Source organism: Mesorhizobium sp. C264A (assembly GCF_040324515.1).
Taxonomy (GTDB): domain Bacteria; phylum Pseudomonadota; class Alphaproteobacteria; order Rhizobiales; family Rhizobiaceae; genus Mesorhizobium.
Genome location: NZ_JAMYVY010000001.1, coordinates 427,747 through 452,998 on the forward strand (window position 1 = coordinate 427,747; position 25,252 = coordinate 452,998).

The window sequence follows — 25,252 nt, forward strand, 5'->3', positions numbered from 1 at the left end:
CCCATTTATGCGAACGCCAAATGTTTCCATTTGGCTGCAAAATGCTAGGCCACGTCCGTCTTGGTACCATGGCTATCATCGTAGAGTATTTTGACCGCATCGGCGGCGCTGTGGAATGTGTAGTTCTCCAGCACGGCGACCGTATGATAGTTATCGCCGCCGCCGTTGGTATCGAGCTTGACCTCGGCATTGGCCGCATTGGCCGAAGACTGCGCTATCTCCACGAAACCGCCGCCTACGAGATCGGTGACGCCGGCAAGGCCCTTGAGCAACGCGGAAAGGTCGATCTTGTCGCCATCGTGGAAGTCCGCAATCAGGTCGGCGACCTCCAGCGAGCCGATGGCAAAGGTCTTGCTGCCATCGGAGGCGATGGGCGGCTGCGCCGGGGCGGCGAGCGAAGTGTCGAGCTCGACCTCGACGTAGTTGCCGGTCGTCCCGTCGGCCATCTGGAAGGTTCCATTGCCGGTCACGGTCTGCCCATCGATTTCGCCGACAGCGGAGGTCGTTGTCGTGCTGATCGAAGTAATACCGTTATGGGCGAGGTTCGACAACTCCCCGGCGTCGCTTATGCCGTTGGCGTTGGCGTCTTTCCAGATCAGCAGGCTGTCGAATACCGCGTCATTATGGTCGATGACGCCGTCATGGTTGCTGTCGAGCGAGGCAAGTGCCGCCGCGCCGCTGGCGAAGTGGCCACCGCCGAAGCTCGGCGTGAACAGTTCCGTGCCGTCGTCGACCTTGCCGTCATGGTTGAGATCCACCGCCAGCATGCCGTCGTTCGACGTGTTCCAGGCCACCTGGTCCTTCGTTCCGTCACCGTTGATGTCGAACTGGACACCGTGGTTGAGATCGGAGAACGCGAAGCCATCGTGGTTGAGGTCGAGGATGATCGGATCGGTGGCGCTGTTGTAGACAAAGATGTCCGAAGCTGTGATAGCGGCAATCCCCGCGAGCGCGGTGATGTTGTCGAAGGTCGCGACCTGCGTGCGGCCCGTGGTGTCGTGCCAATCCGTGTCGAACCAGAGCTCGCCGTGTCCGGTGGTCGAGTTGAAGACAAGGACATAGGTGTTGGCTGCCACTGCGACTGTTGCCGCCGCGATTTCGATCGACGTCTGTGCCGCACTGATTTGAACGACATGTGCCGAGTCGCCGGTGGTAAGAGCGGAGATCGATGCCCGGATCGCGAAGTCGGTTGCATTGAGAGCGGTGCCGGCCGAGGTGCCGACCGTGTTGGCGAAGTTGACGCTGCCGCCGCCGGTCGAGCCTGTGTCTAACAGGCCGATCTTGTCCGTGTTGTCCGTGTAGTCTTTGATTATGTCGGTTCCAGTGTTGGTCGCCAGCCGGAATTGATCGACACCGGTGCCACCAATAACGGTATCGTTACCACCACCGCCGCAGATCGTGTCGTTGGCGGAACCTCCGGTAATTATTTCATCGCTTGCCGTGCCTTGCAGCGTATAACCAGGACCTTCGCCGCCCTGCAGGAGGACGCTCAGCGTAGCTGGCGCACTTACGTCACCATCCCCATCCTGCGCCGCAATACCGAAGGTGAGCGGCTGATCTTCAGGAATGACCGTCGTAACGAGTTGTACGCCGTCAATTCTGGTGTTGCCACCTCCGTTCTGGTTGGTAAACCATACCTCCATCGTCGCGAAATCTCCAGGAGGGTTTATAGTGACAAACCCGGTGCCTGGCGATTTCACGACGGTAAAGGTTTGAGAACCCGATCCGGCGTTGAAGCCGGTGCCCCCGCTGATCAGATTTCCATCCGCATCGAACGCGCGCCAATTGACCACCATGGTGGTGGTGCCACCACCACCATTTCGATCTATTTCGAACGTCAACGCGTCCGCAACTGTGGGGTTTCCGTTTGATGTGACGTTGACAAAGAAACCTTCGTTGTTCTCGATCGTCGTTTGGGCTGTCGAGTCCCCTATGCCAAAACCGTTACCTGTCGGCTTGACGTCGTCATTGTCGTCACCTGGCTGTCCTTCGCCAAGGTCGACCAAAGTCGTTCCGTTGAAGATACCGCCATTGAACGTTAGTTCGTAATCACCCGCGGGCACCGTCAAAGTCTCTGCGCCTGCGCCCCCACTTGCCGAGCTGAAGTCAAGTGGAATGGAGACGACAGGGCGCTCAGTGTGGGTCAGGGTGTATGTGTTGTCGGTATCGTTCAGGCTGAGTTTGAAAAACTCCTGGGTTTCGCCCGCGTCATGGATGCCGTCATTGTTGGTATCGATGAAGCCCGTCAGCGTCTGACCGCCGTTTGACAGAACTTCGACGATTCCAGCCAGGTCATTGTAGCTGGTGATGACCAGTGCGGAACCGGCATTCGGACCGTCCGCCCCATACTGAACATCGATGTGGCCGGTAACAGTGCCAGTCGTATTGGCTACGATTGCATTCTGGATCGAATTCAGCGTCGGCACGTCGTCGGTGACGTTGACCTGAACCGTTGCACTCGCCTGGTCACCGTCCGTATCGGTGGCGACCACGTTGATGCCGGTCAGGTTGATGATGTTCTGCCCGCTTGCGTCGGGATGGGGGAAGTTGTCGAGCAGCGTCACATTGACGGTCGCGGATCCGTCCGTGCCCGCCACAATCGGCAGCGACGGTGCGACCAGGTCGATATGGATGGCGTCGATGCCGCCGATCGAACCTGTGATCTGCGTCGGGCCGGCCAGCGTCCAGACGATGTCGGCGCCGGCAACCCCGTTGACGTCCGCCGTGATCCCGGCAACCGATGTGAACGCCACCCCGGTGATGTTGTCCGAACCGGCATGGAACGACACCGTCCCGCTGCCGTTCTCGACATTGGTCGCGGCGGCGCTGCCGGTCGCATTGGCGGTGCCGAGCCCTTCCTCGTCCACCGCGATGATCGCGTTCGTCACCACTGACGGGTTGGCCCCGTCATTGATGGTGATCGTCAGCGTCGTCTGCGAGGTATCGCCGTCGCCGTCCTTGAGCGTGTAGGTGAAGGTGTCCGTCACCGCCGAAGCGTTGCTGATGTTGGAATTGGCAACGTAGCTGTAGGTCCCGTCCGGGCTCAGCGTCAGCGTGCCGTACTGGCCAACGACATGGAAGTCGCTGCCCGCAGGCGTCGTTGCCCCAAAACCCGTCACGCCTGTTACCGAAGCGCCGTCGGCGCCCTTGGTGTCGGCGCCCGTGTCGGTATCTCCGGCATCGCCCGGCGCGGCATCCGTGATCACGTTGCCGCTCGCCGTGCCGCCTTCCGTGACGCTGTCCGTGTCGGCAACCGCCGTCGGCACGTCGTCGGTGACGTTGACCTGAACCGTTGCACTCGCCTGGTCACCGTCCGTATCGGTGGCGACCACGTTGATGCCGGTCAGGTTGATGATGTTCTGCCCGCTTGCGTCGGGATGGGGGAAGTTGTCGAGCAGCGTCACATTGACGGTCGCGGATCCGTCCGTGCCCGCCACAATCGGCAGCGACGGTGCGACCAGGTCGATATGGATGGCGTCGATGCCGCCGATCGAACCTGTGATCTGCGTCGGGCCCGCCAGCGTCCAGACGATGTCGGCGCCGGCAACCCCGTTGACGTCCGCCGTGATCCCGGCAACCGATGTGAACGCCACCCCGGTGATGTTGTCCGAACCGGCATGGAACGACACCGTCCCGCTGCCGTTCTCGACATTGGTCGCGGCGGCGCTGCCGGTCGCATTGGCGGTGCCGAGCCCTTCCTCGTCCACCGCGATGATCGCGTTCGTCACCACTGACGGGTTGGCCCCGTCATTGATGGTGATCGTCAGCGTCGTCTGCGAGGTATCGCCGTCGCCGTCCTTGAGCGTGTAGGTGAAGGTGTCCGTCACCGCCGAAGCGTTGCTGATGTTGGAATTGGCAACGTAGCTGTAGGTCCCGTCCGGGCTCAGCGTCAGCGTGCCGTACTGGCCAACGACATGGAAGTCGCTGCCCGCAGGCGTCGTTGCCCCAAAACCCGTCACGCCTGTTACCGAAGCGCCGTCGGCGCCCTTGGTGTCGGCGCCCGTGTCGGTATCTCCGGCATCGCCCGGCGCGGCATCCGTGATCACGTTGCCGCTCGCCGTGCCGCCTTCCGTGACGCTGTCCGTGTCGGCAACCGCCGTCGGCACGTCGTCGGTGACGTTGACCTGAACCGTTGCACTCGCCTGGTCACCGTCCGTATCGGTGGCGACCACGTTGATGCCCGTCAGGTTGATGATGTTCTGCCCGCTTGCGTCGGGATGGGGGAAGTTGTCGAGCAGCGTCACATTGACGGTCGCGGATCCGTCCGTGCCCGCCACAATCGGCAGCGACGGTGCGACCAGGTCGATATGGATGGCGTCGATGCCGCCGATCGAACCTGTGATCTGCGTCGGGCCCGCCAGCGTCCAGACGATGTCGGCGCCGGCAACCCCGTTGACGTCCGCCGTGATCCCGGCAACCGATGTGAACGCCACCCCGGTGATGTTGTCCGAACCGGCATGGAACGACACCGTCCCGCTGCCGTTCTCGACATTGGTCGCGGCGGCGCTGCCGGTCGCATTGGCGGTGCCGAGCCCTTCCTCGTCCACCGCGATGATCGCGTTCGTCACCACTGACGGGTTGGCCCCGTCATTGATGGTGATCGTCAGCGTCGTCTGCGAGGTATCGCCGTCGCCGTCCTTGAGCGTGTAGGTGAAGGTGTCCGTCACCGCCGAAGCGTTGCTGATGTTGGAATTGGCAACGTAGCTGTAGGTCCCGTCCGGGCTCAGCGTCAGCGTGCCGTACTGGCCAACGACATGGAAGTCGCTGCCCGCAGGCGTCGTTGCCCCAAAACCCGTCACGCCTGTTACCGAAGCGCCGTCGGCGCCCTTGGTGTCGGCGCCCGTGTCGGTATCTCCGGCATCGCCCGGCGCGGCATCCGTGATCACGTTGCCGCTCGCCGTGCCGCCTTCCGTGACGCTGTCCGTGTCGGCAACCGCCGTCGGCACGTCGTCGGTGATGGCGACGGCAAAGGTTGTGCTGGCCGAATCGCCGTCGACATCCGTAACTGTAATGCTGAAATTGTCGGGAACCGTGTCGTTGGGATTGAACCCGTCCCCCTGAAGGGGATGAGTGACCGATTCGGTCACCGTGTAATTGTATTCGATGGCACCCGTGCTCGGATTGTATGACACGATCGTCAGGTAGCCGAAATCGCCCGGAATCTGCTGGCCGACGCCGATAACAGTGACGCCGTTGATGACGATCGACCCGATACCATCCGGCGCGTCGATGGTGATCGTTCCTTTGCCGGAGGTTTCCGCGTCGCTCGGCGCGTCGCTACCCGGCGATTGTGACGGGCCGCCGTTAAGGCCGGTTTCGCTGGCTGCCTCGTCCGGGGCAAGCAAGGATGTTGCCACAACTGAAACCGGCCTGTCGACGACAGACGGGAAGAGTTCGCGCCGATCCAGAAGCCCAAATTGCAGAGCCGTGGGCGGCAACAGTGCCGAAAGGCCGAACCCGTCGCCAATGCCGCCAGGTGGAACCGAGAAGTCTGCGCCCGCGCTTGGGTTCGAACCGCCCGGGCCGGCCGATATGGAACCATCGGCACCGAAGGCGACATCGACATGGCTTGCTTCAAGTGCCGCCAGCAAGGCAACGCGCGGAACTTCGACATCACCGATGATGAAGGTCGGCACGTTGAGCGCGCCATCCTTGATGAGGATGACTGAACCGTCGGCCTGTTCCAGCAACAGATTGTGGCCGTCGACCTTGATGTTGTCGATGGAGACGTCCGCCGGAAGTTTCACGATGTTGCTGGCGTCGGCCACGTATTCATGCGGCGCGGCTGCCGCCGGCGCTTTCGCCTCCGCGGGTGCTGCCGGCTGAACGGGTGCGCCACTGCCGACATCGACCGGTACCGGCTCGGCAGGCGCCGCCTGAGCGGCCTGCGCTACCTGGATGCCTGCCTGCGATGGCGAGCCGCCATGTTCATGTGAAGAGTGCTCGTCCCAAGAATTCGAGACGGTATCTAAATCGTTACTGGTCGTCATCGCCAAACCCCTCCGGCATTTCCCGGATAGAGACAGTGACGACTTCTGCTTTGCAACTGTCCCGCAATCAATTTCATATATCCCGGTATGCAAGTCTCGGCATTTTTTACGTGTGGTAAACCCGGAAGATATAATCTGATATACATTGGCCGCGCCGCGCTTCGTTTGATATCCGCCGGCTGAGCTGGATTGGTAAACAGAAGTATAAATTTGAATAAAGTTTTACACAAAATAGGTATTCCCGATTGAAGGAAACTTATCCACCTTCCTTTCCAGTAATTTGAGACAAGATTGGTACCGTCCACAGTCAAGAGGTGGGCGTCATGAAAAAAGAAAAATCTGCCCTGGGAATAACCGGGCTCAGGCTCCTCCTGCTGGCAATGGCGATCGCAAGCCTGCCGCAGCCATCATCCGCGAAAGCAATTGCCGTGAATGCCGGCGCTGCCGCTGGAGTTCTGGCGGCGGTCGAAACCCCGTCCAGTCTCGGCGGCGTTTCGCTGGCTCGGCCGCAGCCATGGCAGCCGGTTTCAGCCTACCGGATCGGCATGATTTTCAGCAGCTCTGTTGCCGTTGATGAAAAGCGTGGTTCTTCGATCGCGCCGCCCGCCGCCGGGATCGACCCGATCCAGACGGCGGCGATCATTCCCGGCGTGTTCGGTTCTGTTGCCCTGTCGATGCGCAATTTCCCCGTTTCGGCGCGCTGGGCGCCGGTCTACAAGGCAATTGTCGACTGTACCGCGAGCAGCGCGTGCGAACGCAAGAACAGCGCCTTTGCCGAGATCGTCAAGGCAGCCGGGAACAAGCGCTTCATCGATAAGTTGTCCTTCGTCAACTCAAGTATAAATCGCGCCATCGCCTACAAGAAGGACAGCGTGGTTTACGGCAAGCTCGACTACTGGGCCAAGCCCCGGGAAATCCTTGAGCGGCGGGCAGGGGACTGCGAGGATTTCGCCATCCTCAAGATGGCCGCGCTGCTACATGCAGGCATCCCGGCGCAGAGCATGTCGCTGGTCGTCTTGCAGGATCGCAAGCGCGGTTTCTTTCATGCCGTGCTGTCGGTCAGCACCGGCAGCGGCGTCTTCATTCTCGACAGTTTGAGCAATGTAGTTTCCCGCGACACAGACCTGCCGACCTACGTGCCGCTGTATTCGTTCAGCACCGATCGCGCGTGGATCCATGGCGCGAAGACCGGTTCTGCTCAAATAGCCGATATCAAGGGCGGCCTTTCGACGGTCGCGCCTGGTGAAGGTGTGCAGCCGTAAGCTCCCGTCAGAGAGTCTTGAGCGGTCTATCTACTTGTTTGACGCAATTTCCAAGGGAAAGCGCTACGCGCTTTCCCCGGAAAACTGCTCAAATTTTGCATGGAATTGCTCTAGCCGCCGAAGACGAACGCCATGAGCAGTTCCGGCTCGACCACCGGCGCCCGCACCGCGCTCAGTTGACCGCGGTAGCGGCGCTCGCCGGCGCCGATGACGAAACCGGTGGCAACCGGCGTCTCGCCATTGGCGTCGAGCCTGCCGAATATGTCGGCGACATTGAGGTCCAGCGCCAGCTTGAGATCATGGCGCGCGTCCTCGTTCGGCGCCACCGGCAATTGCCGCCGCACCAACTGCTGGAACGGCGCATTGAACGTCAGGATCTTCTTCGACGATGCCAGGGCAAAGGCCGGCGAGGGACAGGCGACGAGAATGGCGTTGATGGTCTTGATCGACGCGAGCCTCTGCAAGGTGACGTTCTGGTCGGCCAGTCCACGCATGCAGGCTACGCGGATTGCCGATGTCAGGTTTCCGGCGTTGGCGTGGCTCTCTGCAATTTCCTCGATCAGCGTGCCGATCGTGCATTTGCGGCTTTCCGCCATTTGCTTCAGCGAAGTCCAGAACGCCCTCTCCAGACGAATGCCGCGGCGCGTGCCGCCACGCGCCACAACCCGGAACTCGAGACCGAAATCCTCACTCGCCAGCGGTGGCAGCAGCCGGTCGCGATCGACCGGGCGGGAGATCGCACTATCGCTCACTCATTGCCTCCTCCCGCGCCTTGTTGATCGGCTTCAGAAGGTAAGTGAGGATCGTTTTGCGTCCGGTCTTGATGTCGACCGAACAGATCATGCCGGGGATGATCGAATAGGTCTTGCCGTCGCGCGTCAGGGTCGATTTGTCGGTGGCGACACGCACCTGATAGTACGGTTCGCCGGTCTTCTGGTCGACAAGGCTGTCGGCAGTGATGTTCGACACCTTGCCTTCGATGCCGCCGAAGATCGAGAAGTCATAGGCGGTCACCTTGATCAGGGCATCCTGGCCCGGCCGGATGAAGGCGACGTCCCGCGGTGAAACTCGGGCTTCGACCAGCAGGGTCTCGGACGTCGGCACTATACCCGCGACGACCGCGCCGGGCTGGACGAAGGCGCCGACCGTGTTGATGTCAAGCGTGTTGACGATACCATCGACAGGCGAACGGATATCGGTACGCGCCACCTTGTCGGTGGCACCGCGTATCGTCTCGTCCACCACCGAGAGATCGGCCAGCGCCTGCGTCAGATCGCTGAGCGCTTCCTGTTGCAGCTGCAGGCCAAGTTCGTCGACCTGAAGCTTGGCTTCCATGATGGCAGACCTGGCTTTCTTGATGGTCTCTCCGGCAAGCGTCAGCTGACCATTGAGCTCGGTCTGCTCGCGCTCGACGCGGAGCTGCTCGGTTCGCGCCATCAGGCCTTTCTTGACCATCGCTTCGACCAGCTTCGCCTCCTGGTCGCTGACGGCCAGGTTCTTGGTGAGGCGATCGGCATTGGCGTTGGCTTCGTCGAGTTCCTTCTCACGCTGATCGAGCCGCGACTTTAGAACCGACAGTTTGACTTCGAAGTTGTCGCGCCGCGCGATTAGCAGCTTCTGCTCGTTGTCGCAGATTTCCGGCGCCACCTTCTGGATCTCGGACGGACAGGGAAACGCGCCCTCGAGGCTGCCGGTCTGTTCGAATTGGAGCCGTGCAATGCGCGTCTGCAGCGCCCGCGCCTTGGCCTGCTGCTCGCCAAGGCTGGAAGTGTTGAAGGTGTTGTCGAGACGAATGATGAGGTCATTCTTCTTGACGACCTGACCGATCGTCACGGCGATTTCCTGAACCACGCCCGGCTCGCTGGCCTGGATGATCTGGGTCTTCGACGCCGGTATGATCTTGCCGTCGCCGCGTGCGATTTCATCGACCTCGGCAAAGGACGCCCAGGCTACCGAACTCGCAAAGAGCGCTCCGATGATGAATATCGAAGCCGACGCAAAAAGCGGCGGACGGTCTTCCCTGGCTAGCATTTCCAACGCCCAATGTGTTGAATTAACTCAATAATTCTGTTCGGTCAGGCGCTTGTTTTCTGCAACGCCTGTATCACCTGGTCTTTCGGTCCATCGGCAACGATCTTGCCCTGCTCGATGACAATGAGGCGGTCGGCCAGCTCGAGCATGCTGAAGCGGTGCGTCGATACGATCAGGGTCGTGTTGCGATCGAAAGCCACTTTGAGCTGCTTGATCAGCTGGCGCTCGGAAGCCAGATCCATCGAGCCGGACGGCTCGTCCAGGAACACGATTTTCGGTTTGGTCAGCAACAGGCGGGCAATTGCCATTGTCTGCCTCTGACCGCCCGAAAGATTGGTGCCGCGCTCGCCGACATTCATGTCGTAGCCTCGCGGATGGCGGGAGACGAAGTCGTCGACGCCGGCAGCCTTGGCCGCGTCGACGATCTGCTCATCGGTCGCCTCCGGGCACGCCATCAGGAGATTTTCCTTGATGGTGCCCGAAAACAGATCGTTGGCTTGCGCGACGATCCCGACCGCGGCGCGAACCTCCGACGGGTGGTATTGACGGATGTCGATCCCGTCCAGCAGCAGCTCGCCGGAGGTCGGCAGGAACAGCCTGCCGATCAGCCGCCCCATGGTCGTCTTTCCCGAGCCTATGCGGCCGATGATGCCAATCCGCTCACCGGGCTTCACCGAGAAATTCAGGCCGGTCAGCACTTCGTTTTCGGAACCCGGGTAGACAAAGCCGACATTCCTGAATGCCATTGCACCGTTGCGAATGGGGCGGTTGACGAAACCAACCGTGTCCGGCCGATCCTCAGGCTGCGCCATGATCGAATTCACCATTCGCAGGGACAGCATCGCCTGGCGAAGTCTGGACAAGGTGATAGCAATCTGCCCAAGCGGGGCCACCGCCCGGCCCGCCAGCATGACGGTGCCGATGATGGCGCCGGTCGAGACATGCCCTTCCGAAAAGGCATAGGCGCCGGCCACGATCAAAGCGACGGTGACCATCTGCTGGATGGCTTGCGTTATGTTGCCGGCGGCAGCCGAAAGCTGTTTGATCTTCTCGGACGTGTTGGATGCGTTCTTGGAATGCTCCGCCCATTTTCGCAGAAGGTACGCCTCTGCCCGCAGCGATTTGATCGTTTCCAGCGTGGAGATGGATTCCACCAGCAGGGCCTGGCGCTGCGAAGCCTCGTTCATGGAAGCGGCAACGCGTTTGCCGATGCGCCGTTGCGTGATCAGCCCGACGATCACCGAGGCGACAAAGGCAATGGCCGGTATGACGACCAGCCAACCGCCTATCGCATAGATGACAAGAAGAAAGACGAAGACGAAGGCTGTGTCGATGAAGACGCTGATGGTGTTCGACGTGAAAAACTCGCGCACGAACTCGTACTGGGTCACCCGATTTGCATATTCGCCGGTTGAGCCGGGCCTTGCCGACAAGGACGAGTTCAGCACCTTCTCGAAAAGCATATAGGAGATGCGAAGATCGGCCTTGCGCCCGGCATAGTCGATCAGTGACGCTCTGGCGGTCTTCAAGAGCAGGTCGAACAGAATGACCGCGCCGATCCCGATCGACAGCACCCAGAGCGTCGATATCGCCTTGTTCGGCAAGATCCTGTCGTAGACGTTCATGGTGAAGATCGGTGAGGCAAGAGCAAGCAGATTGATGAATACCGCCGACAGGATGACCTTCGAATAGGTGCGCCAGAACGGCCCCATCGTGCCGGTCAGCCAATGTCGCCGCTCGATCTTGGCCGCCGAACCGACGCTCATCGCCTCTACTGCGTTGGCATAGGTTATCGAGAAGGAAACGCCGCCACTAATATAACTTCCGGAAAACTCGGATTTGCTGATTGTGGTGCGCCCGTCTTCCTGGGGAGCGGTCGTAAATCCACCGTCCTCGGTCTGGGCAAGCAGCGCAACCGGCAACTGGCTGACGCGAAACAGAATGGCGGGAAGGTCGATGCGTCCGCGAAGAAAGTCGCGATGGCTGAATTCCGTGATTTCAAGACCGATGCGTTCGGCAAGATGCCGGATGGCGTCGATATCGATGCGGGTGTCTGACAGCGGCACGCCGGCAAACAGCACGGTCTCGGAACTCGGCCTGCCGAGGTACCCGGCAACAGCGGAGAAGCAGGCCTTGAACGCCTCTTTTGGGGAGAGGATTTTGGGTTGTGGGTTCACGATCGGCCCGCAGGACTATCGTTCGTCCTTGACCTTCCTACTTCTTTCTTACCGGTGCGAGGATGTCGAAAGGCAGATCGTTCGTCTGCTCCGACGGCGTGCGCGCATACGTTTCGGTGTCGGCCGTTTCAGGCGCATTGAACTCGGCCTTGGCATAGGCGGTGGCCTGTTTTGCCGGCTGAAGATTCATGGTCTTCAGCAACTGCCCGGTTGCCGCCAGCAGCCGGTACTGCGCGAAAAGCGACGCGTAGGATGCGGTGTCGGCAAGCGTAGCTGTGTTGAACCGCGTGTTCTGCGCGTCGAGCACGTCGAGCAGCGAGCGCTGTCCGACCTTGAACTGCTCGCGATAGGACGCCACCAGCCTTTCGTTGGCGGCAGCCTGAAGCTTCAATGTCTTTGCCAGATCGGCCTGCCGGAAGCGGCGATCCCATGACGTACGGACGGCTTCCTCGATCTCGCGCAGAACCTGGTGCAGCACAAGGCGCTGCTCGCTGGTGCGGCGGACCTGCTCTTGCTCGTTGGCTTTGTCGATGCCGCCGCGATAGAGGTTCCAGCGCAGCACCAGCCGCGCCTGCAGGTCGCTAGCGTCGCCATCGTCGCCGTCGATGTCATAGCCGCCGCGGGCGCGGCCTTCGGCGATGACGGAGGGCCCGAATTTCGCCCGCGCCGCATCCACCAGGGAGGCGGCGGCGTCGATATCGCTGTTGGCCATGTGGACGCGCGGATTGTTCTGTCGCGCCAGCCCTAGCGCGTCGTCGAGCGACCTTGGCAGCGCGCTCGAGACATCGCCTGGCCTTGACGCGTTGGTCAGCGGCTTACCGACCGTCTTGAAGAACCGTATCTTGGAAGCCTCCAGTTCTTCGGTCGCCTCCTGCATACGTGCCTTGGCAGCGAACAGCCGCTCCTCGGCCTGCTGGCGATCAGCCTCGTTCAACGCGCCGCCTGCAATACCTTGCCGGATGTCGCCGAGGATTGCCTGGTGAAAGCCCAGATTCTTCTTCGCTTCTGAAACGATCGAAGCCTGCAGCATGTATTCGAGATAGTCCTGGACGACAGACAGTCCAATGAATTCAGACCGTTCCAGCACCCGGAACGATGCGCCGTCGACCCGCGACGCCTGACGGTTCAGTTCCGCCCGCCTTGCGCCGCTGTCATAAAGCGTCTGCGTGACAACGACATCGGCTTCCGCCGGATAGAGCGCGTCATCCTCTATGGACAGCGAACGCCGGGAGGAATTGTCGAGACGACGAACCCCCGCCGACGCCTCGACATCGACGCTGGGAAGATAAAGTCCCTTCGCTTGGCGTAGCTCGAATTCGATTGCTTCGCGGTTTTCGATCGCTTGGCCAATTTCGGGGTTGGACTCCACCGCAACCGCCATCGCCTCCTGGAGAGTGAGCGCGTGAGCATTCCCACAACTCAATATGGCGACCGTCGTCAGCAGGCCGAGGCGCTTGCCTATCGCCGACATAGATGTCGTATTCATTTCACCCCACCCCAACGTTCCCCTGCGCCATTATTGCCAGGCGTTACAACTCAACCGTGATTGTTCACAAATTTGCAAAATATGGGAGCACTTATTGATTTAGTGACCGCTAAAACGCTAAATTCAAGCAAAATTCTATAGAATGTCGCAAAAATGGCACATAAAATACCCACTGCGGTTTTTGGGTAACAGCCGTCCGAGTTTGAACAGGCAAGCGAAACCGCTCCGGGAAGGAGGACCGCAAGGCCACCTTATGACCTATTTTCTCCTGATGGCTTGACTATTTCTGGGTGTACTTTTTCAGCGAGGTGACCGACAACATCTTGGTTGGCGGCTACAATCGGCAGGATAATCTTAGCCCGTTTGCCAAGAGCCTGGAACGGACACCCCGGCCTTTCTTCGACCTGAAGCGTGGGCAAAAATCCCTGAGCCGGCGAATAAACGCCGACGACTGCTTCACTGGCCAGCGTGCCAGAATAGGGGCTCGTATGACGGCCGATCAACGACTGGGTCAACCGAAGAGGTGACGGTACTTTTTGAGGCGGTTCGGTAGGCCATCGAATGCCGCAAGGTCCAAAAATCCCTCGATTGATCCCGATAGCTGGTGAAACCTCAAAATATTTCTTCTGGCGATTTTCCGTTAAAATCAAAAGCGTAATTTTTTTGACGGTTCTAGTGTCGGCCTTTCGCAGCTCAGAAAAAAATTTGACTGTAACGAGTCATACGCTGTTTAAACAATGCGGAACGAAGAGGTCGGTAGCGCCACCACTTTGCGGGACGACATACGAGAGTTGCAGGACGAGCGGTCAAACATCGAGGGGCCGCCGGCTCGTTAGATACCACTACTCGTTCCTCCGCGCCATTCCAACAGGCTGAACTTCGAGGCAAGTGAGCCCGTCCTGGTCCGGCGCCTCGACTCGTAAGTCCATTCCACCGATTACAACTGCCTGCAAGCTGCCGCTTGTTTGTTACTTCCCAAGTCTCATCGGCATATCGAGGCGCTAGACCGTCGGCTGGTCGCGCGCTGTTGCCGCAGCTGCCGATCTGCAACCGTCCCCATTTCCGCCGTTCTGGACCCTGTCTCCCAACGTTTGCAAAACGAGGTCAGCTATGGTCGGCAGTTTGGGGTCGCGGGAGCATACGGAATGATACGGGACCTTTCAGATTTTGGCCCACCAAAATTCAGCAAAATCAACAGTTTCCGTTCGCCCTCCGGGCTCACCAATAACTCACGGCTTACGCCGAACTCTTTGTTTTGTGAATTGAGCGCTTTCCCGAAAGTATGTGCCTTTGGATCGACATAGTCGTCAGTCCGTTCGTCGATTCACCTTCTGGGATGCCACCTGTCACACGTAACCCAAGAATTTCAGCTTCGAAAGACTTCCAGCGATTCGTGCGGCAATCGGCGGCTACGACGTGCAACAGGATGGGTTCACACGACCGATGGCTCAAACCACGGGAAGGCGCTCGTTGACAGTCACTATGGTTGTCACGGCCTCACGCTTCAGCTGTCGCTCTCCGCCCCGCCGGCGCTGGGAGGGTCACCACCGAACTTTGGATGGTGTCTCTGGCCGGGGGATATCCAGGTTTCTATGAAATCCAACGGATCTACGCTCCCCGTCATTTCCTTCGCGAGCGTCAGACGCTCCTCCAGGCGCTGCTCACGCTCCTCGTTCGTGCACTTGAGGCGCTCATGCGCATCCGCGAAAAAGCACTCTACCGTCAAAGCCTTTCCCCACCTCTCGATAATTTCGCAAGCTGCTGCTGGCTATCGGCGGATCGTTGATGCGCAACTGTGACGGCGGTCGTTACCGTGGCTCGAGTGTCAGCAGATGTGGTAAGGCTGATTGTCGACGAGTAGCAGAGGGGTCCAGCAACAATGACTTTGAGACGAACCAGAGCTTACGGCGGATCCGGCTTGGGTCTGGCGGTTTGCACTGTATTGGCTTGGCAAAACGCCACCGCCGCTCAAGATTGCTACGCAGCCGCGACGCCTGGCGTCAATTGGCAGGAGTGTGACAAAAAGCTTCTCATCCTAGAAGGACAGGACCTGAGCGGGGCAAACCTGTTCGGTGTTGATTTCACTTCGACCGACCTCAGGAACAGCAATCTCCTTGCGGCAAATTTTGAGAAGGCAACGCTTGTGCGCGCTTCCCTGGCCGGCTCGACCGCCAAAGGCGCCCGGTTCGACAAAATCGAGGCTTACAGGACCGACTTCAGCCATATGGACGCGCAGGGCGCCGTGTTTGCGGGCGCGGAAGTGCAGCGCTCGAATTTCCAGGACGCCAATCTGGTCAATGTTGACTTCACAAAGGCGGAATTGGGGCGTGCGCAGTTCCATGACGCCGATATCAGCGGCAGCCACTTTTCGTTTGCCAATCTCGCGCGGGCGGACTTCCGAGGAGCGAAGTTCACCGCACCGATAGACTTTGAGGGCGCTTTTTTCTTTCTGACCCGTATCGAGGGCCTCGATCTATCCAATTCGGCGGGTCTGTCCCAGTGGCAGCTCAACATGGCTTGCGGGGACGCCCGGACCGAGTTGCCTTCTGGCATGACGAGGCCAGAAAATTGGCCCTGTCAATTCCAGCAGGAATAGCCCGCCCGTCCGCTTCCCGCCAAAGGCTGCCGGGCGGCAAAGCGCCTCAATTCAGTCCTCTGCCGGGGGTCAAAGCACGACACTGCGGGACATTTCCGGCAATCTCAACGACCAAATGGAGGACGGATGCCCAAGGTCAAAGGTGATACCGCTCTGGACAAGGAGCGCGCCAAAACAGAGAAGCTCCTCAAAAAGGTTGGATACACCGCCTTGAAGGAGGCCGGTGTGGTATCCAAGCGACCCGACCTCCCAAACCTAAAGGTTGAAAAGCGAGGGAAATAGCGCGGACACTCGCATGCTGACCTGACGAGGGCACGCCCAAATGTAGACGTCTGCTTTGTCTTCTCAAGCTAGGAGCGTGCAGGCGGCGCTTGCGAGAACCACAAGGCGGACTGCTGGGGCCGGAAGAAGCTGTCGTATTTCCGCCCCGGTGCGATCCGATACTTCACAACTTTTTCACTTTCAATTGGGGGGCCATATCATATGAACGAAGAGACCGGCGTTCAGAAGTTGGTGCGCACGCTGCGTGCTCGAGCACCTGATGACGCAGCTGAATTGCTCGCTAGAGAGTCTCCCGAGTTCATCCGCGACACACTAAAGCTGTTGCCTGACGGGCACGCCCGTAAGGTGGCCGAGCATTTGCCACTGCATATGCGGCCCATCAGCTCTCATGACGGTGAGATGGGTTTCGCGATCCCCGAGTCGCTCGTCGACGTGATGGACCCGATCCCCGCCAGCGTTCCTGTCGGGACGACGGTTGCTGCCGCGGTGGAAGCTGTCAGAGGCGCCCAGGTGCCGACCGAGCTCACTTATCTCTACGTCACGGACGAGGGCAATAGACTGGTTGGCCTAGCGGTCCTGCGCGATCTGATGCTGAGCGAACCCGACGCGATTGTCGATCACATCATGCTGCCCAGGCCGTTCGCTCTTGATGTCGGTCTCTCTTTGAGTAACGCATGCAAGGCGGCGGTACGGCGTCACTATCCTGTCTATCCGGTGGTGGATGCGGAGAACCGGCTGCTCGGGCAGGTTCGCGGCTGGCGATTGTTCGAGCAGCAAATCATCGAGATTTCCGCCCAGTCTGGCCAGATGGTAGGCCTCCAGAAGGAGGAGCGCTCTTTTACGCCGCTGTTTTCAGCCTTCCTGAAGCGTCATCCGTGGCTGCAGTTGAATCTCCTGACGGCCTTCATGGCCGCATTCGTGGTCAGTTCGTTCACAGGCACGATCGAGAAGATCGTCGCTCTGGCGGCGTTTCTCCCGGTCTTGGCCGGGCAGAGCGGAAACACCGGCTGCCAGGCACTGGCTATGACGCTGCGTGGCCTTGCCCTGGGGGATGTGGACAAACGACCGAAGCTGCACTTGGTGATGAGAGAGGGCGCGCTCGCGGCCGCCAACGGCGTGCTCGTCGGCGTTGTTGCGGCTGCGGCGATGTGGTTCTATGCCTCGAGGCAACCGGCGTCGGCGGCGCAGGCGCCGATGCTGGCACTTGTGATCCTGCTTGCCATGTCCGGATCGTGCCTCATGTCCGGCATCTCCGGCGTGCTGATCCCGTTGGGCCTGCGCCGGGTAGGCGCCGATCCGGCGGTCGCCTCGGCGATCTTCCTCACCACCGTGACCGATATTGTAGGCATGGGCCTGATGCTGGGGCTGGCCACCATGCTCGTGCTGTAGCAAGCTGCGTGCGGTGACGCGTCCCTGGGCGTTGAGGCAATGAGCTGACCTCGCGTTCAAAGAAATTGCAAGACCCGGGCGAATCGCACACGCCTCGTGAGAAGCACCTCCGGCAGCTCTCCGTCCCTTGCGAAACGCGACGGAAGGCCTTTGGAGAAGCCGTGGGTGACCTTGAAGCCTGGTGACCAGATACGCAGGATCGCCCACCCAATATTAATCTTGTCGGCTGTGCGATCCACTACTGATGAGATTTGATTTTGTTAAGCCTTGGGCCAAATACTTCAATCACGTGCAGCAATGTTGAGAAGAGTTTTTGACAATCAGCGCAGCCGAAATAGGAATAAACCCGATATCTTGTTGCGCAGTTGCAACAGCTGCTGAGGACTCGCATAAGTCCGGCGACCGTTCAGTCGCCTTTTTCCTGCAGTCGTGCTAAATCCCTCGCACTAGTCGGGTTTGGGGTGGGTTCTCGGCGTGCAATCTTCGTTTCGAACGATCTTCGGCTTCGCCGCAGCGCTGCTTTGTGCCGGCGTGTTGCCGGCCGGCGCACAAGGTCTTTTTGGGGCCTATGACGATGCGTTTGCGGCCCGCATCGCCAGTCCGGCCGACAATGGAACGCTCGCCCAATTCGTCACGGTTGCGGTCAACGCTGGGCAATACGATCAGGCGATCTCCTCGATCGAGCAGTATCTGATCCAGTACCCCCGCGATGCGCGCGCCCGGCTTGCGGCCAGCCGGTTGTATTACCATGTCGGGTCCTATGAATTGGCCCGGCGGCAGGTGCAGTACGGCATCGAAGTCGGGGGTCTGACCGCAAGTGAGCAACAGGAAGCTGTTCGCCTGCTCGCCCGCATCGAGCGCGCGTTGCGTGGCGTCACCTGGGAACTCGCCCTGACCGGCGGCGTATTCAGCGCATTCACCGATTTTGAGCCAGGCGGGGCGCAAGACGACGACAGCTTCGTCTCGCCTTACGGGCAGGCGGAAGGTTTTGTGCGGTGGGACCTCGGCACGCCAAGTGCCGACGCGCTCGTTCTTTCGGGGTCGTTGACCGCGACTGAGCGTCTTTTCACGGAAGACCTGTCGGTTCCGGGTGGCGAGAAGACTTTTATCCACGGCAACGCAGCGATTACCTGGGACAAGGGACTGCCCAACAGCGGGATCGATTCGCTGCGCCTGCTGCTTTCCGCGTTTACCGTTACGGATCGTTTCGACAGCGACATTTACGAAACCGGCATCGGCCTCAGTGGACGTTTCGTCGTTCGCCCGACCGTCGAGACGACGCTCTTCGCCGGTGGCGGCTACATCGATCTAAGCGCCTCGCAGGGCATTTTCGCCGATAGCAGGGTCTTCTATGAAGCAGGCGGCAGCTACCGCTTCCGCAATGGCCAGGCGCTCGGCTTGCGCTTTGTCGGCTCGAATGACTTCGCTTCCGGATCCGGCGAAATCAGCCGCAGTTATACGGGCGAGGTCCGCTATGGCGGACTGTTGATGAACGTACCGGATCTTTTCGCATGGTCGCACCAGATCGCCTTATCGGCCGGCCACAGCGACACTCCCGATCTGTCCGTCGGCATCGGCACAAATATCAAGAGCGACTTCTGGCGCATTGCCTCGGAAAGCGATTTTCAGCTGACGGAAGCGCAGAAGATCAGCGTCGATTTCGCCTATCGCAAAACCAACTTCGCCCTCGCCAACCGCGACCGAAAATCGTTCGAAATGCTCATGAGCTATACGTTGACGCTCAATTGAAGGAGGCCGCGATGAGGTACCATCAGATCGTCATTTTTATCGCCTGCCTCGCCTTCGCGGGACCATCTGCTGCTGAGACGGTCGGGTCGATGACGGCCTACCAGACCATCATCGTCCGCAATAACGGCGGGACCATGAACGTTGGCGCCGGCGTCGAACTCGGCGACCAGTTGCGAAGCAATCCCACCGGTCTCGGAATGCTGGTGTTCCGGGACGAATCGAGCGCCAAGATTGGTCCGAACACCAGCCTGACGATCGACGAGTTCGTCTACAATCCGGGCTCCGGGTCGGGAAAGATCGACATCGAGATGAACAGCGGCCTGGCCCGTTTTTATGGCGGCCAGGTTTCGAAAGGGGGCGTCATGCAGGTTGCGACGCCGCACATGGTGCTCGGAGCGAGAGGCGGCATCATCGAAGTGCTGGTGGCAGCCGGCCAGACCGTCGGCATATTGCGCGCCGGCCGCATGACCTGCACGATCAATGGCAAACGGCTGGTCATCACGAACCCGGGCTACGCCTGCACGTCGGACGATGGCAAGCTTCTGGCCGGCTACGGCGGCATCGACGCCTTCCCAATCTTGGACAGTATCGACCGGATAGCGGGAACCGGCCTGCCGGGCGCACCGGGTCCTGGGTTGGACGTAAGCGCAATTTGTGCGTCGGCTCTAGGTTCCTCGCTCAAAGTCTGCGGGTCCAGGGACGGCGCACTGCCAGGAGTGGTCATGGAATTCCCTGACAGCCCAACGCCACCTGCGGGCAGCGGGGGGCGGCGGGGCGAGTGTGAGGGTGAGGGTTGCTGCTACTACTACAACTGCGATTAGGCCTGGCTGCACGAGATGAGCCACTCGGTCGGTAGGCGCTGGGCTGATTGGCGGCAAGCCGGCAGGCGCAAAATATCCGGCCTTGTGGTCGTGCTCCTGCTGCTCGCTTGCCATTTGGCTTTTGACGGGCCGTTGTCGCGCCTGCGTGAGCGGACGTACGACTTCTATCAGTTTCTCGCCCCACGTCAGGCGACGAGCAATCCTGTCGTGATCGTCTCGATAGACGACGCCAGCCTCAAGGCACATGGGCGATGGCCCTGGAACCGTGGCCTCTTGGCCGATCTGGTCGATGGCATCACGCAATCCGGTGCGGCGGTGGTCGGGCTTGCGCTGGTACTCCCCGAGGCTGACACCTCGCCTGAGGGCATCGCCGGAGACAAGCGCCTGGCAGCGGCGCTGTCCAAAAATCGAACGGCGCTTGCCGTTAGCCTGGGCAATGAAGCGACGGTTTCAGAAGCAGAACCCAAAGCCGGCTGGTCGATCGTCGGGCAAGTACCCGATACACTTCCCGGCTTCACCGGTCTTACCGGCTCGCTTGCCGAATTCTCGAACGCCGCCGCAGGCCTCGGCGTGATTCGCTCCTTGCCCGATCCCGACGGCGTACTGCGCCATGTGCCGCTGCTCTGGCTTCGCAATACCCCTCAACGCGCGCAGCTGTGGCCGTCTTTCGCACTCGAGCTCCTGCGCCTTTACGCTGGACAGGACGGTTACACAGCCCGGATGAATGCAGCCGGGTTCGACGCACTCAGGATGGCAGGCGCCATTGTGCCGCTCGAGCCGGAGGGGAGCATCCGCCTCTGGGAAACCGCCACGGACACGCCTCGCCTGTCTGCCAGCACTATCCTTTCGGGCCATGGCGATCCGCGGCTGCGGGACGCCATCGCCATTGTCGATTTGTCGGCTGTGGGCCTGACGCAGTACCTGCCCACGCCGACGAGTCCAGCGCGACCAGGAGCGGAGATCCACGCCGATGCGATCGGCCAGATGCTTGCCGGGCGCTTCCTGGCAGAGCCAGCGCACGCGCGTATGCTCGAGCGGCTCTGGTTTCTCCTCAGTGCCGTCGTTTTCATCGGGCTTTCTGGAGTGCTCGCCGGGCGTGTCGTGCTTGGCGCCATCTCCCTGGCGCTGCTGGCCCTCACGCCGTTCGTGTTCGGCGCTCTCGAGTACAGCCTGCAGGGTGCACTCTATGACCCGCTGCAGCCGGCGCTTGCAACCATCATGGTTGCGGGCTTCGAAGGCTATGTCCTCTACAGGCGCAGCGAGCAGCGCCGGTCCACCCTGACGCGACAGTTCTCCCAATATCTGTCGCCCTCCGTGGTGCAGCGCCTCGCAAGCTCGGACACCGAGGCAATCCTGTCCGGCGAGAAGCGCGAGATCACAATTTTGATCAGCGACATACGTGGCTTCACGACCATGAGCGAACAGCTCGACACCCAAGACATCGCCAAGGTGGTCAACCATTTCCTCGGCATTGCGACCGATGAGATCCTCAAGCGCGACGGCACCATCGACAAGTTCATGGGCGATGCGGTGCTGGCCTTCTGGAACGCACCGCTAGATCAACCCGATCATCGTGAGCGTGCGCTCGACGCGGGCCTGGCCCTTATCGAGCGGGTGAGGCGCGAAGACGCCGCCTTCACCGCGGATGGCCATCGCTCCATCGAAATCGGCGTCGCCATCGAGACCGGCATCTGCTCGGTAGGCAATTTCGGCTCCGAACGGCGCTTCGATTACACCGCGATCGGTTCCCCGGTGAACCGCGCGGCACGGCTCGAATCGACGACCAAGAAGCTGGGCATCCCCCTGGTGCTTGGACCCGGCTTTGCGGCAGGAGCATCGATGCCGGTCGTCCAGGCGGGCGCCTTTGAGCTCCAGGGTTTCAAGGGTGAGGTCCCGGTTTTCACCGTTCCGGAGATGCAAGCTGCTCAACAAGGTATGAGCCGCGAACTAGAGAGCCAACGTGGTGAGCAATCTGGCGCCCCCGCCATGGTGGTTGGTTCGCCGCCATCCGTGCAAATGGCGCCGCTTGATGTTGCACCCCGAACCCGAAGCACGCGCTGATCGGCCAACGGGTCGCAGGATGCGATTGTCACGGGCACCGACGGACATCTTGTTTCGGCGACATCGAGGGATGGCGACGGCTTGCGTCACTCGTCCTTGAAAGTCACCTTCATATGTTTGTGCACCATTGAGGCGAGGTCCTCGGCATCCCAGTTCGTTAGCCTGATGCAGCCGTGAGAGAAGGTCTTCCCGATCTTGCCGGGTTCGGGCGTGCCGTGAATGCCGTAGCTTTCGATGGAGAGGTCGATCCAGATTGATCCCACGGGATTGTTAGGGCCGGCAGCAATGGTGAAGGGCCGCTTGGTTTTGACTCCCTTGAATGCAAAATCGGGATCGTAGTGATAGGTCGGGTTGTGCACCACCCTTTGGATCTCTGCCTGCCCACTTGGTGCCGGCTTCTCGTCGCTCCCGATCGAGGCAGGGTAGACGGCAAGCGCTTTATTGGAGGGGTCGAGCACGCGCACCTGATGAGCGCCTTTGTCGACTTCGACGCCGGCAATGGTGGCGGGAGGTTCACCCCGGCCAACATCTGGTACCAGCAGCGTGGTTCCAGCTTTCCTGAATCCGGTGCCTGGGTTTAGCCTCCTGAGCAATGGTTCGCTCACATGGAAGCGCTCCGCCAGCTTCTCGATCGAGTCGTGATAGCCAAGCCTTCTCAGGCGAGCCATCCTCTCCATGCGCCCCGGAATGCGTTTGGTGAAGGGGCCGCGTTCATCTTTGCGGGTCAGTTCATAGGTGATCAGAGCTGGGCTGGTGGAGGTTGCCATCAGCTTGTCCCAAGTCGCCTGGGTGAGCTTGCCATCTGGCGCCAGTCCGTTCGACGCCTGGAAGGCCTTGACCGCCTTGGCGAAGTTCTCTCCAAGGCGGCCGTCGATGAGCCCCGGTGAGAAGCGCGCACGATCCAAAAAAATTTGCGCCTTCAGCACGGCAGGATCGAGCCCTTTCGGATCGCCGGCGGAGAATTGCGCCTGATTTACCGCGGCTAGGTCCAGCTTGGCCGCCTCCGTCCCGCCGCATGCGAAGGCGAGTGCAATGGCGAGGAGGAGAAGGAGCCTGATCATCGATTTCACTCCTTACGTTAAATCGCACCTGATCTGCTTCTATGACGCGCTGTGGCAGATCTGGTTCCATTCGCCGGTAGGAGGATCATAGGCAACCAGCCTTATGCCGCCGACCGGTCCGAGACGTTCGATGCCCATGCCTTGCCCCTCACGAGAGGCGTTGCTGGCCGTGCAGATCGGCAGTGTAAAAATGGCCTGGCCATGTTGACGTGAGCTTCTACCTTCAAACTGCCCACTACCTGGACCGGCAGTCAAATGGTCTCAGGGCAGCAAGTGAGGAGATGCGCTGGGAACCGGCTTGTCGGGCGGGTATTCTATTGATCTTCGGTATCGATAGATCCATGTTCCGTCGTCACTGTGATCGCGTTGTCGCCCGCGATTGCCCTAGCGTATTCGAAGCGCTCCAACTTCTGTTCTGCCGATAGGCCTTTGAACATCGCGGTGGCCGAGTTCGTGATTTTGAAGTCGCCGCAACTCGGACAGCGAAACTCCCGGATGTCACCAACTGTCTCCGAATTAACGAGCGCCTGCTCATCTGTAATCGGGCAAATTGCGGCCATCCAAGCCATCGTGGTCCTCCGTCCTAAGGCCGTCCTCGATTACCCAAAAGGCATCGTCGAGTGCAAAATCCATTTCTGCCGACGCTCACCCCACCTGGAGTACTCCACCGAGTAGATTGCGCTCTTCACTCTCCAACCCAGAATGTGGATTAAAGCCAGTTCCTCGGCGAGCGATTTGCTGGTGGGCGGTAGGCGCTCTCGCTCTGGAGCCTCTCCCAAACGATCGGAGATGTTCATGTAGCGTCGGGCAGGACCGAAGGGCCGGAACGTGGCGTTTTCATCTCTTCGGCAATCACCAGTAGCGCCTCCAGAGCGACGGCGATCCCCGACATCACCGTACTTATGTCTGCGCTGCCGCCGAGCGTCGAAAGTTCGGCCGCTCGCGTTTGCATGCTTTGGCTCAGCTCTTGTAACTTCAGGCGCAGCTCGTCATCCATGGTATGTTCTCCAAGCTTGACGCTGGAGGAACGCGCCCGCTTACAACCCGTTCCGCCGGTGGCCGCAGAGAACCAGAGACACCGCAGATGCTACAACTTGCGCTGTGGCGGCGCTTAGGATGGGCGGTGGATTGAGCCTCAGCGACTGACCGTCGGCAAATAGCGGATGCTTCAGTCTCGAAAAGGTGCTGGACGGCTCGATATGCACCGCCCCTTGGCCCTGGGTGCTGGTCCCATGCACAGTAAGGCCGTGCAAGTGCGCGCGGCCTCTGGGCTCAACATTCCAGTCGTCATGGTCCAAAGTTGTCCCAAGGTGGGTTCTCACCAAAGTGGGCGGCGAGAAGCGTCACGAAGCTTTGAACTTTGGCGGAAAGATGCCTTCTTGACGGGTACATCGCGTAGATCGACCGGCTTACCGGCTTGAACTGGGGCATCACTGTCTCCAGTTGGCCCGAACGAATGGCTTCTCCAACAAGGAAAGTGGGGCAAAGTACTATGCCTGCTCCACCCAGCGCCGCATCGCGCAGGAGCTGCCCGTTCGTTGCCGTCATCCGTGCAGTGATTTTTACTGCCACTTCCCCCTTTGGTCCGTCGAACCGCCATTTTCCGCGGCTGGCGCGCAACGCGTAGTCCAGACAATCATGGTCGTGGAGATCCGACGGCTTTGTGGGACGCCCGCGTCTGTCCAGATAATCGCGCGAAGCGCAGACCACCTCGCGTGAAGGCGCGATTCGGCGAGCAACCAGATTGGAAACCGTGAGTGGAGCGATGCGTACCGCGACATCCAGGCCCTCTTCCACGATGTCAACCACACGGTCGTCCAACACCAACTCAACCGACACCTCCGGGTAGACCGCGAGATATTCTGCAACGACTCTCCCAAGGTGCATCGCGCCGAAGGAGATCGGCGCGCTGACACGCAGTGAGCCGGTGGGACGTGTCTTGCTCTCGGCCGCGCTCGTACGAACTTCCTCGACATCCTCGATTATGCGCAGACTGCGCTCGTAGACGGAGGCGCCGAGCTCTGTCAGGCTGATGCGCCGGGTCGTCCGGTTGAGAAGGCGTGCGCCAAGCCACTCTTCCAGCATTTGGACATGCTTGCTCACGGCCGCTGGCGATAGTCGCATCCGCTTGGCCGCTCCAGCGAAGCTGCCTTCACCGACGACGTTGGCAAACACGGTCATGCTGGTCAGCCGGTCCAACTGCAATCACCTCTTTCATTCACGTTTCGTGAATTCACCATCCATATCTCCCTCGATTATCAATCTGCAGTGGACAGATTATCTGAAACCAGGCCGAGATCAATTGCCCGATCCGTCTCTCTAACGTTTGCCCGAAACGTTGGCGTCG

Annotated in this window: 17 protein-coding genes; 7 read left to right on the forward strand and 10 right to left on the reverse strand. The window is 60.2% G+C overall.

Features of this window, described 5'->3' with window-relative positions; translation table 11 throughout:
• Positions 1-44: 44 nt before the first annotated feature.
• Positions 45-5,990 carry a beta strand repeat-containing protein gene (locus NKL04_RS02135; protein ID WP_352723206.1) on the reverse strand — a complete coding sequence of 1,982 codons (5,946 nt, stop codon included), beginning with the start codon at positions 5,988-5,990 and terminating at the stop codon, positions 45-47.
• Positions 5,991-6,313: 323 nt separating this feature from the next.
• Between NKL04_RS02135 and NKL04_RS02140 the strand changes: the two genes are divergently transcribed.
• Complete coding sequence (locus tag NKL04_RS02140; RefSeq protein WP_031209083.1) at positions 6,314-7,252, forward strand: transglutaminase-like cysteine peptidase; 939 nt, start codon at positions 6,314-6,316, stop codon at positions 7,250-7,252.
• A gap of 110 nt (positions 7,253-7,362) precedes the next feature.
• Here NKL04_RS02140 and NKL04_RS02145 read toward each other — a convergent pair whose 3' ends face one another.
• From NKL04_RS02145 to NKL04_RS02165, 5 genes are all read right to left on the reverse strand, one after another.
• The gene (locus NKL04_RS02145; RefSeq protein WP_023699964.1) at positions 7,363-8,004 is read right to left on the reverse strand and encodes a ribbon-helix-helix domain-containing protein; all 642 of its coding nucleotides are present in this window, start codon (positions 8,002-8,004) and stop codon (positions 7,363-7,365) included.
• The gene (locus NKL04_RS02150) at positions 7,994-9,283 is read right to left on the reverse strand and encodes an HlyD family type I secretion periplasmic adaptor subunit (RefSeq protein ID WP_023699965.1); all 1,290 of its coding nucleotides are present in this window, start codon (positions 9,281-9,283) and stop codon (positions 7,994-7,996) included. Before NKL04_RS02150 ends, NKL04_RS02145 begins: the two co-directional genes overlap by 11 nt.
• Positions 9,284-9,327: 44 nt before the next feature.
• Positions 9,328-11,460: a type I secretion system permease/ATPase gene (locus NKL04_RS02155; RefSeq protein ID WP_023687775.1), complete on the reverse strand. Its 2,133-nt coding sequence runs from the start codon at positions 11,458-11,460 to the stop codon at positions 9,328-9,330.
• Positions 11,461-11,497: 37 nt separating this feature from the next.
• Positions 11,498-12,946, reverse strand: coding sequence for a TolC family protein (locus NKL04_RS02160; protein WP_023681072.1), 1,449 nt, complete (start codon positions 12,944-12,946; stop codon positions 11,498-11,500).
• A 251-nt stretch (positions 12,947-13,197) separates the two neighbouring features.
• Positions 13,198-13,596 (reverse strand): hypothetical protein, encoded by a 399-nt coding sequence (locus NKL04_RS02165; RefSeq protein ID WP_156951422.1) that lies wholly within the window; start codon positions 13,594-13,596, stop codon positions 13,198-13,200.
• A 1,229-nt stretch (positions 13,597-14,825) separates the two neighbouring features.
• On the opposite strand from NKL04_RS02165, the gene NKL04_RS02170 reads away from it, so the two are divergent.
• From NKL04_RS02170 to NKL04_RS02195, 6 genes are all read left to right on the forward strand, one after another.
• Positions 14,826-15,542, forward strand: coding sequence for a pentapeptide repeat-containing protein (locus tag NKL04_RS02170; RefSeq protein ID WP_031209085.1), 717 nt, complete (start codon positions 14,826-14,828; stop codon positions 15,540-15,542).
• Between the two features lie 126 nt (positions 15,543-15,668).
• Positions 15,669-15,824 carry a hypothetical protein gene (locus NKL04_RS02175; protein WP_023681074.1) on the forward strand — a complete coding sequence of 52 codons (156 nt, stop codon included), beginning with the start codon at positions 15,669-15,671 and terminating at the stop codon, positions 15,822-15,824.
• 201 nt (positions 15,825-16,025) lie between these two features.
• Entirely contained in the window at positions 16,026-17,213 is a 1,188-nt protein-coding gene (locus NKL04_RS02180; RefSeq protein ID WP_023736095.1) for a magnesium transporter, read from the forward strand.
• Between the two features lie 474 nt (positions 17,214-17,687).
• A complete protein-coding gene (locus tag NKL04_RS02185; RefSeq protein ID WP_023699972.1) occupies positions 17,688-18,962 on the forward strand; it encodes a tetratricopeptide repeat protein in 1,275 nt (424 codons plus the stop codon).
• Entirely contained in the window at positions 18,959-19,783 is an 825-nt protein-coding gene (locus tag NKL04_RS02190) for a FecR family protein (protein WP_023699973.1), read from the forward strand. Before NKL04_RS02185 ends, NKL04_RS02190 begins: the two co-directional genes overlap by 4 nt.
• Before the next feature lie 15 nt (positions 19,784-19,798).
• A complete protein-coding gene (locus NKL04_RS02195) occupies positions 19,799-21,844 on the forward strand; it encodes a CHASE2 domain-containing protein (protein ID WP_031194956.1) in 2,046 nt (681 codons plus the stop codon).
• Positions 21,845-21,930: 86 nt separating this feature from the next.
• Here the strand turns inward: NKL04_RS02195 and NKL04_RS02200 are convergent, their stop codons facing one another.
• The 4 genes from NKL04_RS02200 to NKL04_RS02215 form a co-directional block, all read right to left on the reverse strand.
• A complete protein-coding gene (locus tag NKL04_RS02200; protein WP_023699976.1) occupies positions 21,931-22,905 on the reverse strand; it encodes a L,D-transpeptidase family protein in 975 nt (324 codons plus the stop codon).
• Between the two features lie 314 nt (positions 22,906-23,219).
• Positions 23,220-23,474 carry a hypothetical protein gene (locus NKL04_RS02205; protein WP_023699977.1) on the reverse strand — a complete coding sequence of 85 codons (255 nt, stop codon included), beginning with the start codon at positions 23,472-23,474 and terminating at the stop codon, positions 23,220-23,222.
• Positions 23,475-23,698: 224 nt separating this feature from the next.
• Positions 23,699-23,902 (reverse strand): hypothetical protein, encoded by a 204-nt coding sequence (locus NKL04_RS02210; RefSeq protein ID WP_023667962.1) that lies wholly within the window; start codon positions 23,900-23,902, stop codon positions 23,699-23,701.
• A gap of 290 nt (positions 23,903-24,192) precedes the next feature.
• Entirely contained in the window at positions 24,193-25,104 is a 912-nt protein-coding gene (locus NKL04_RS02215; protein WP_023691455.1) for a LysR family transcriptional regulator, read from the reverse strand.
• Between the last annotated feature and the right edge of the window lie 148 nt (positions 25,105-25,252).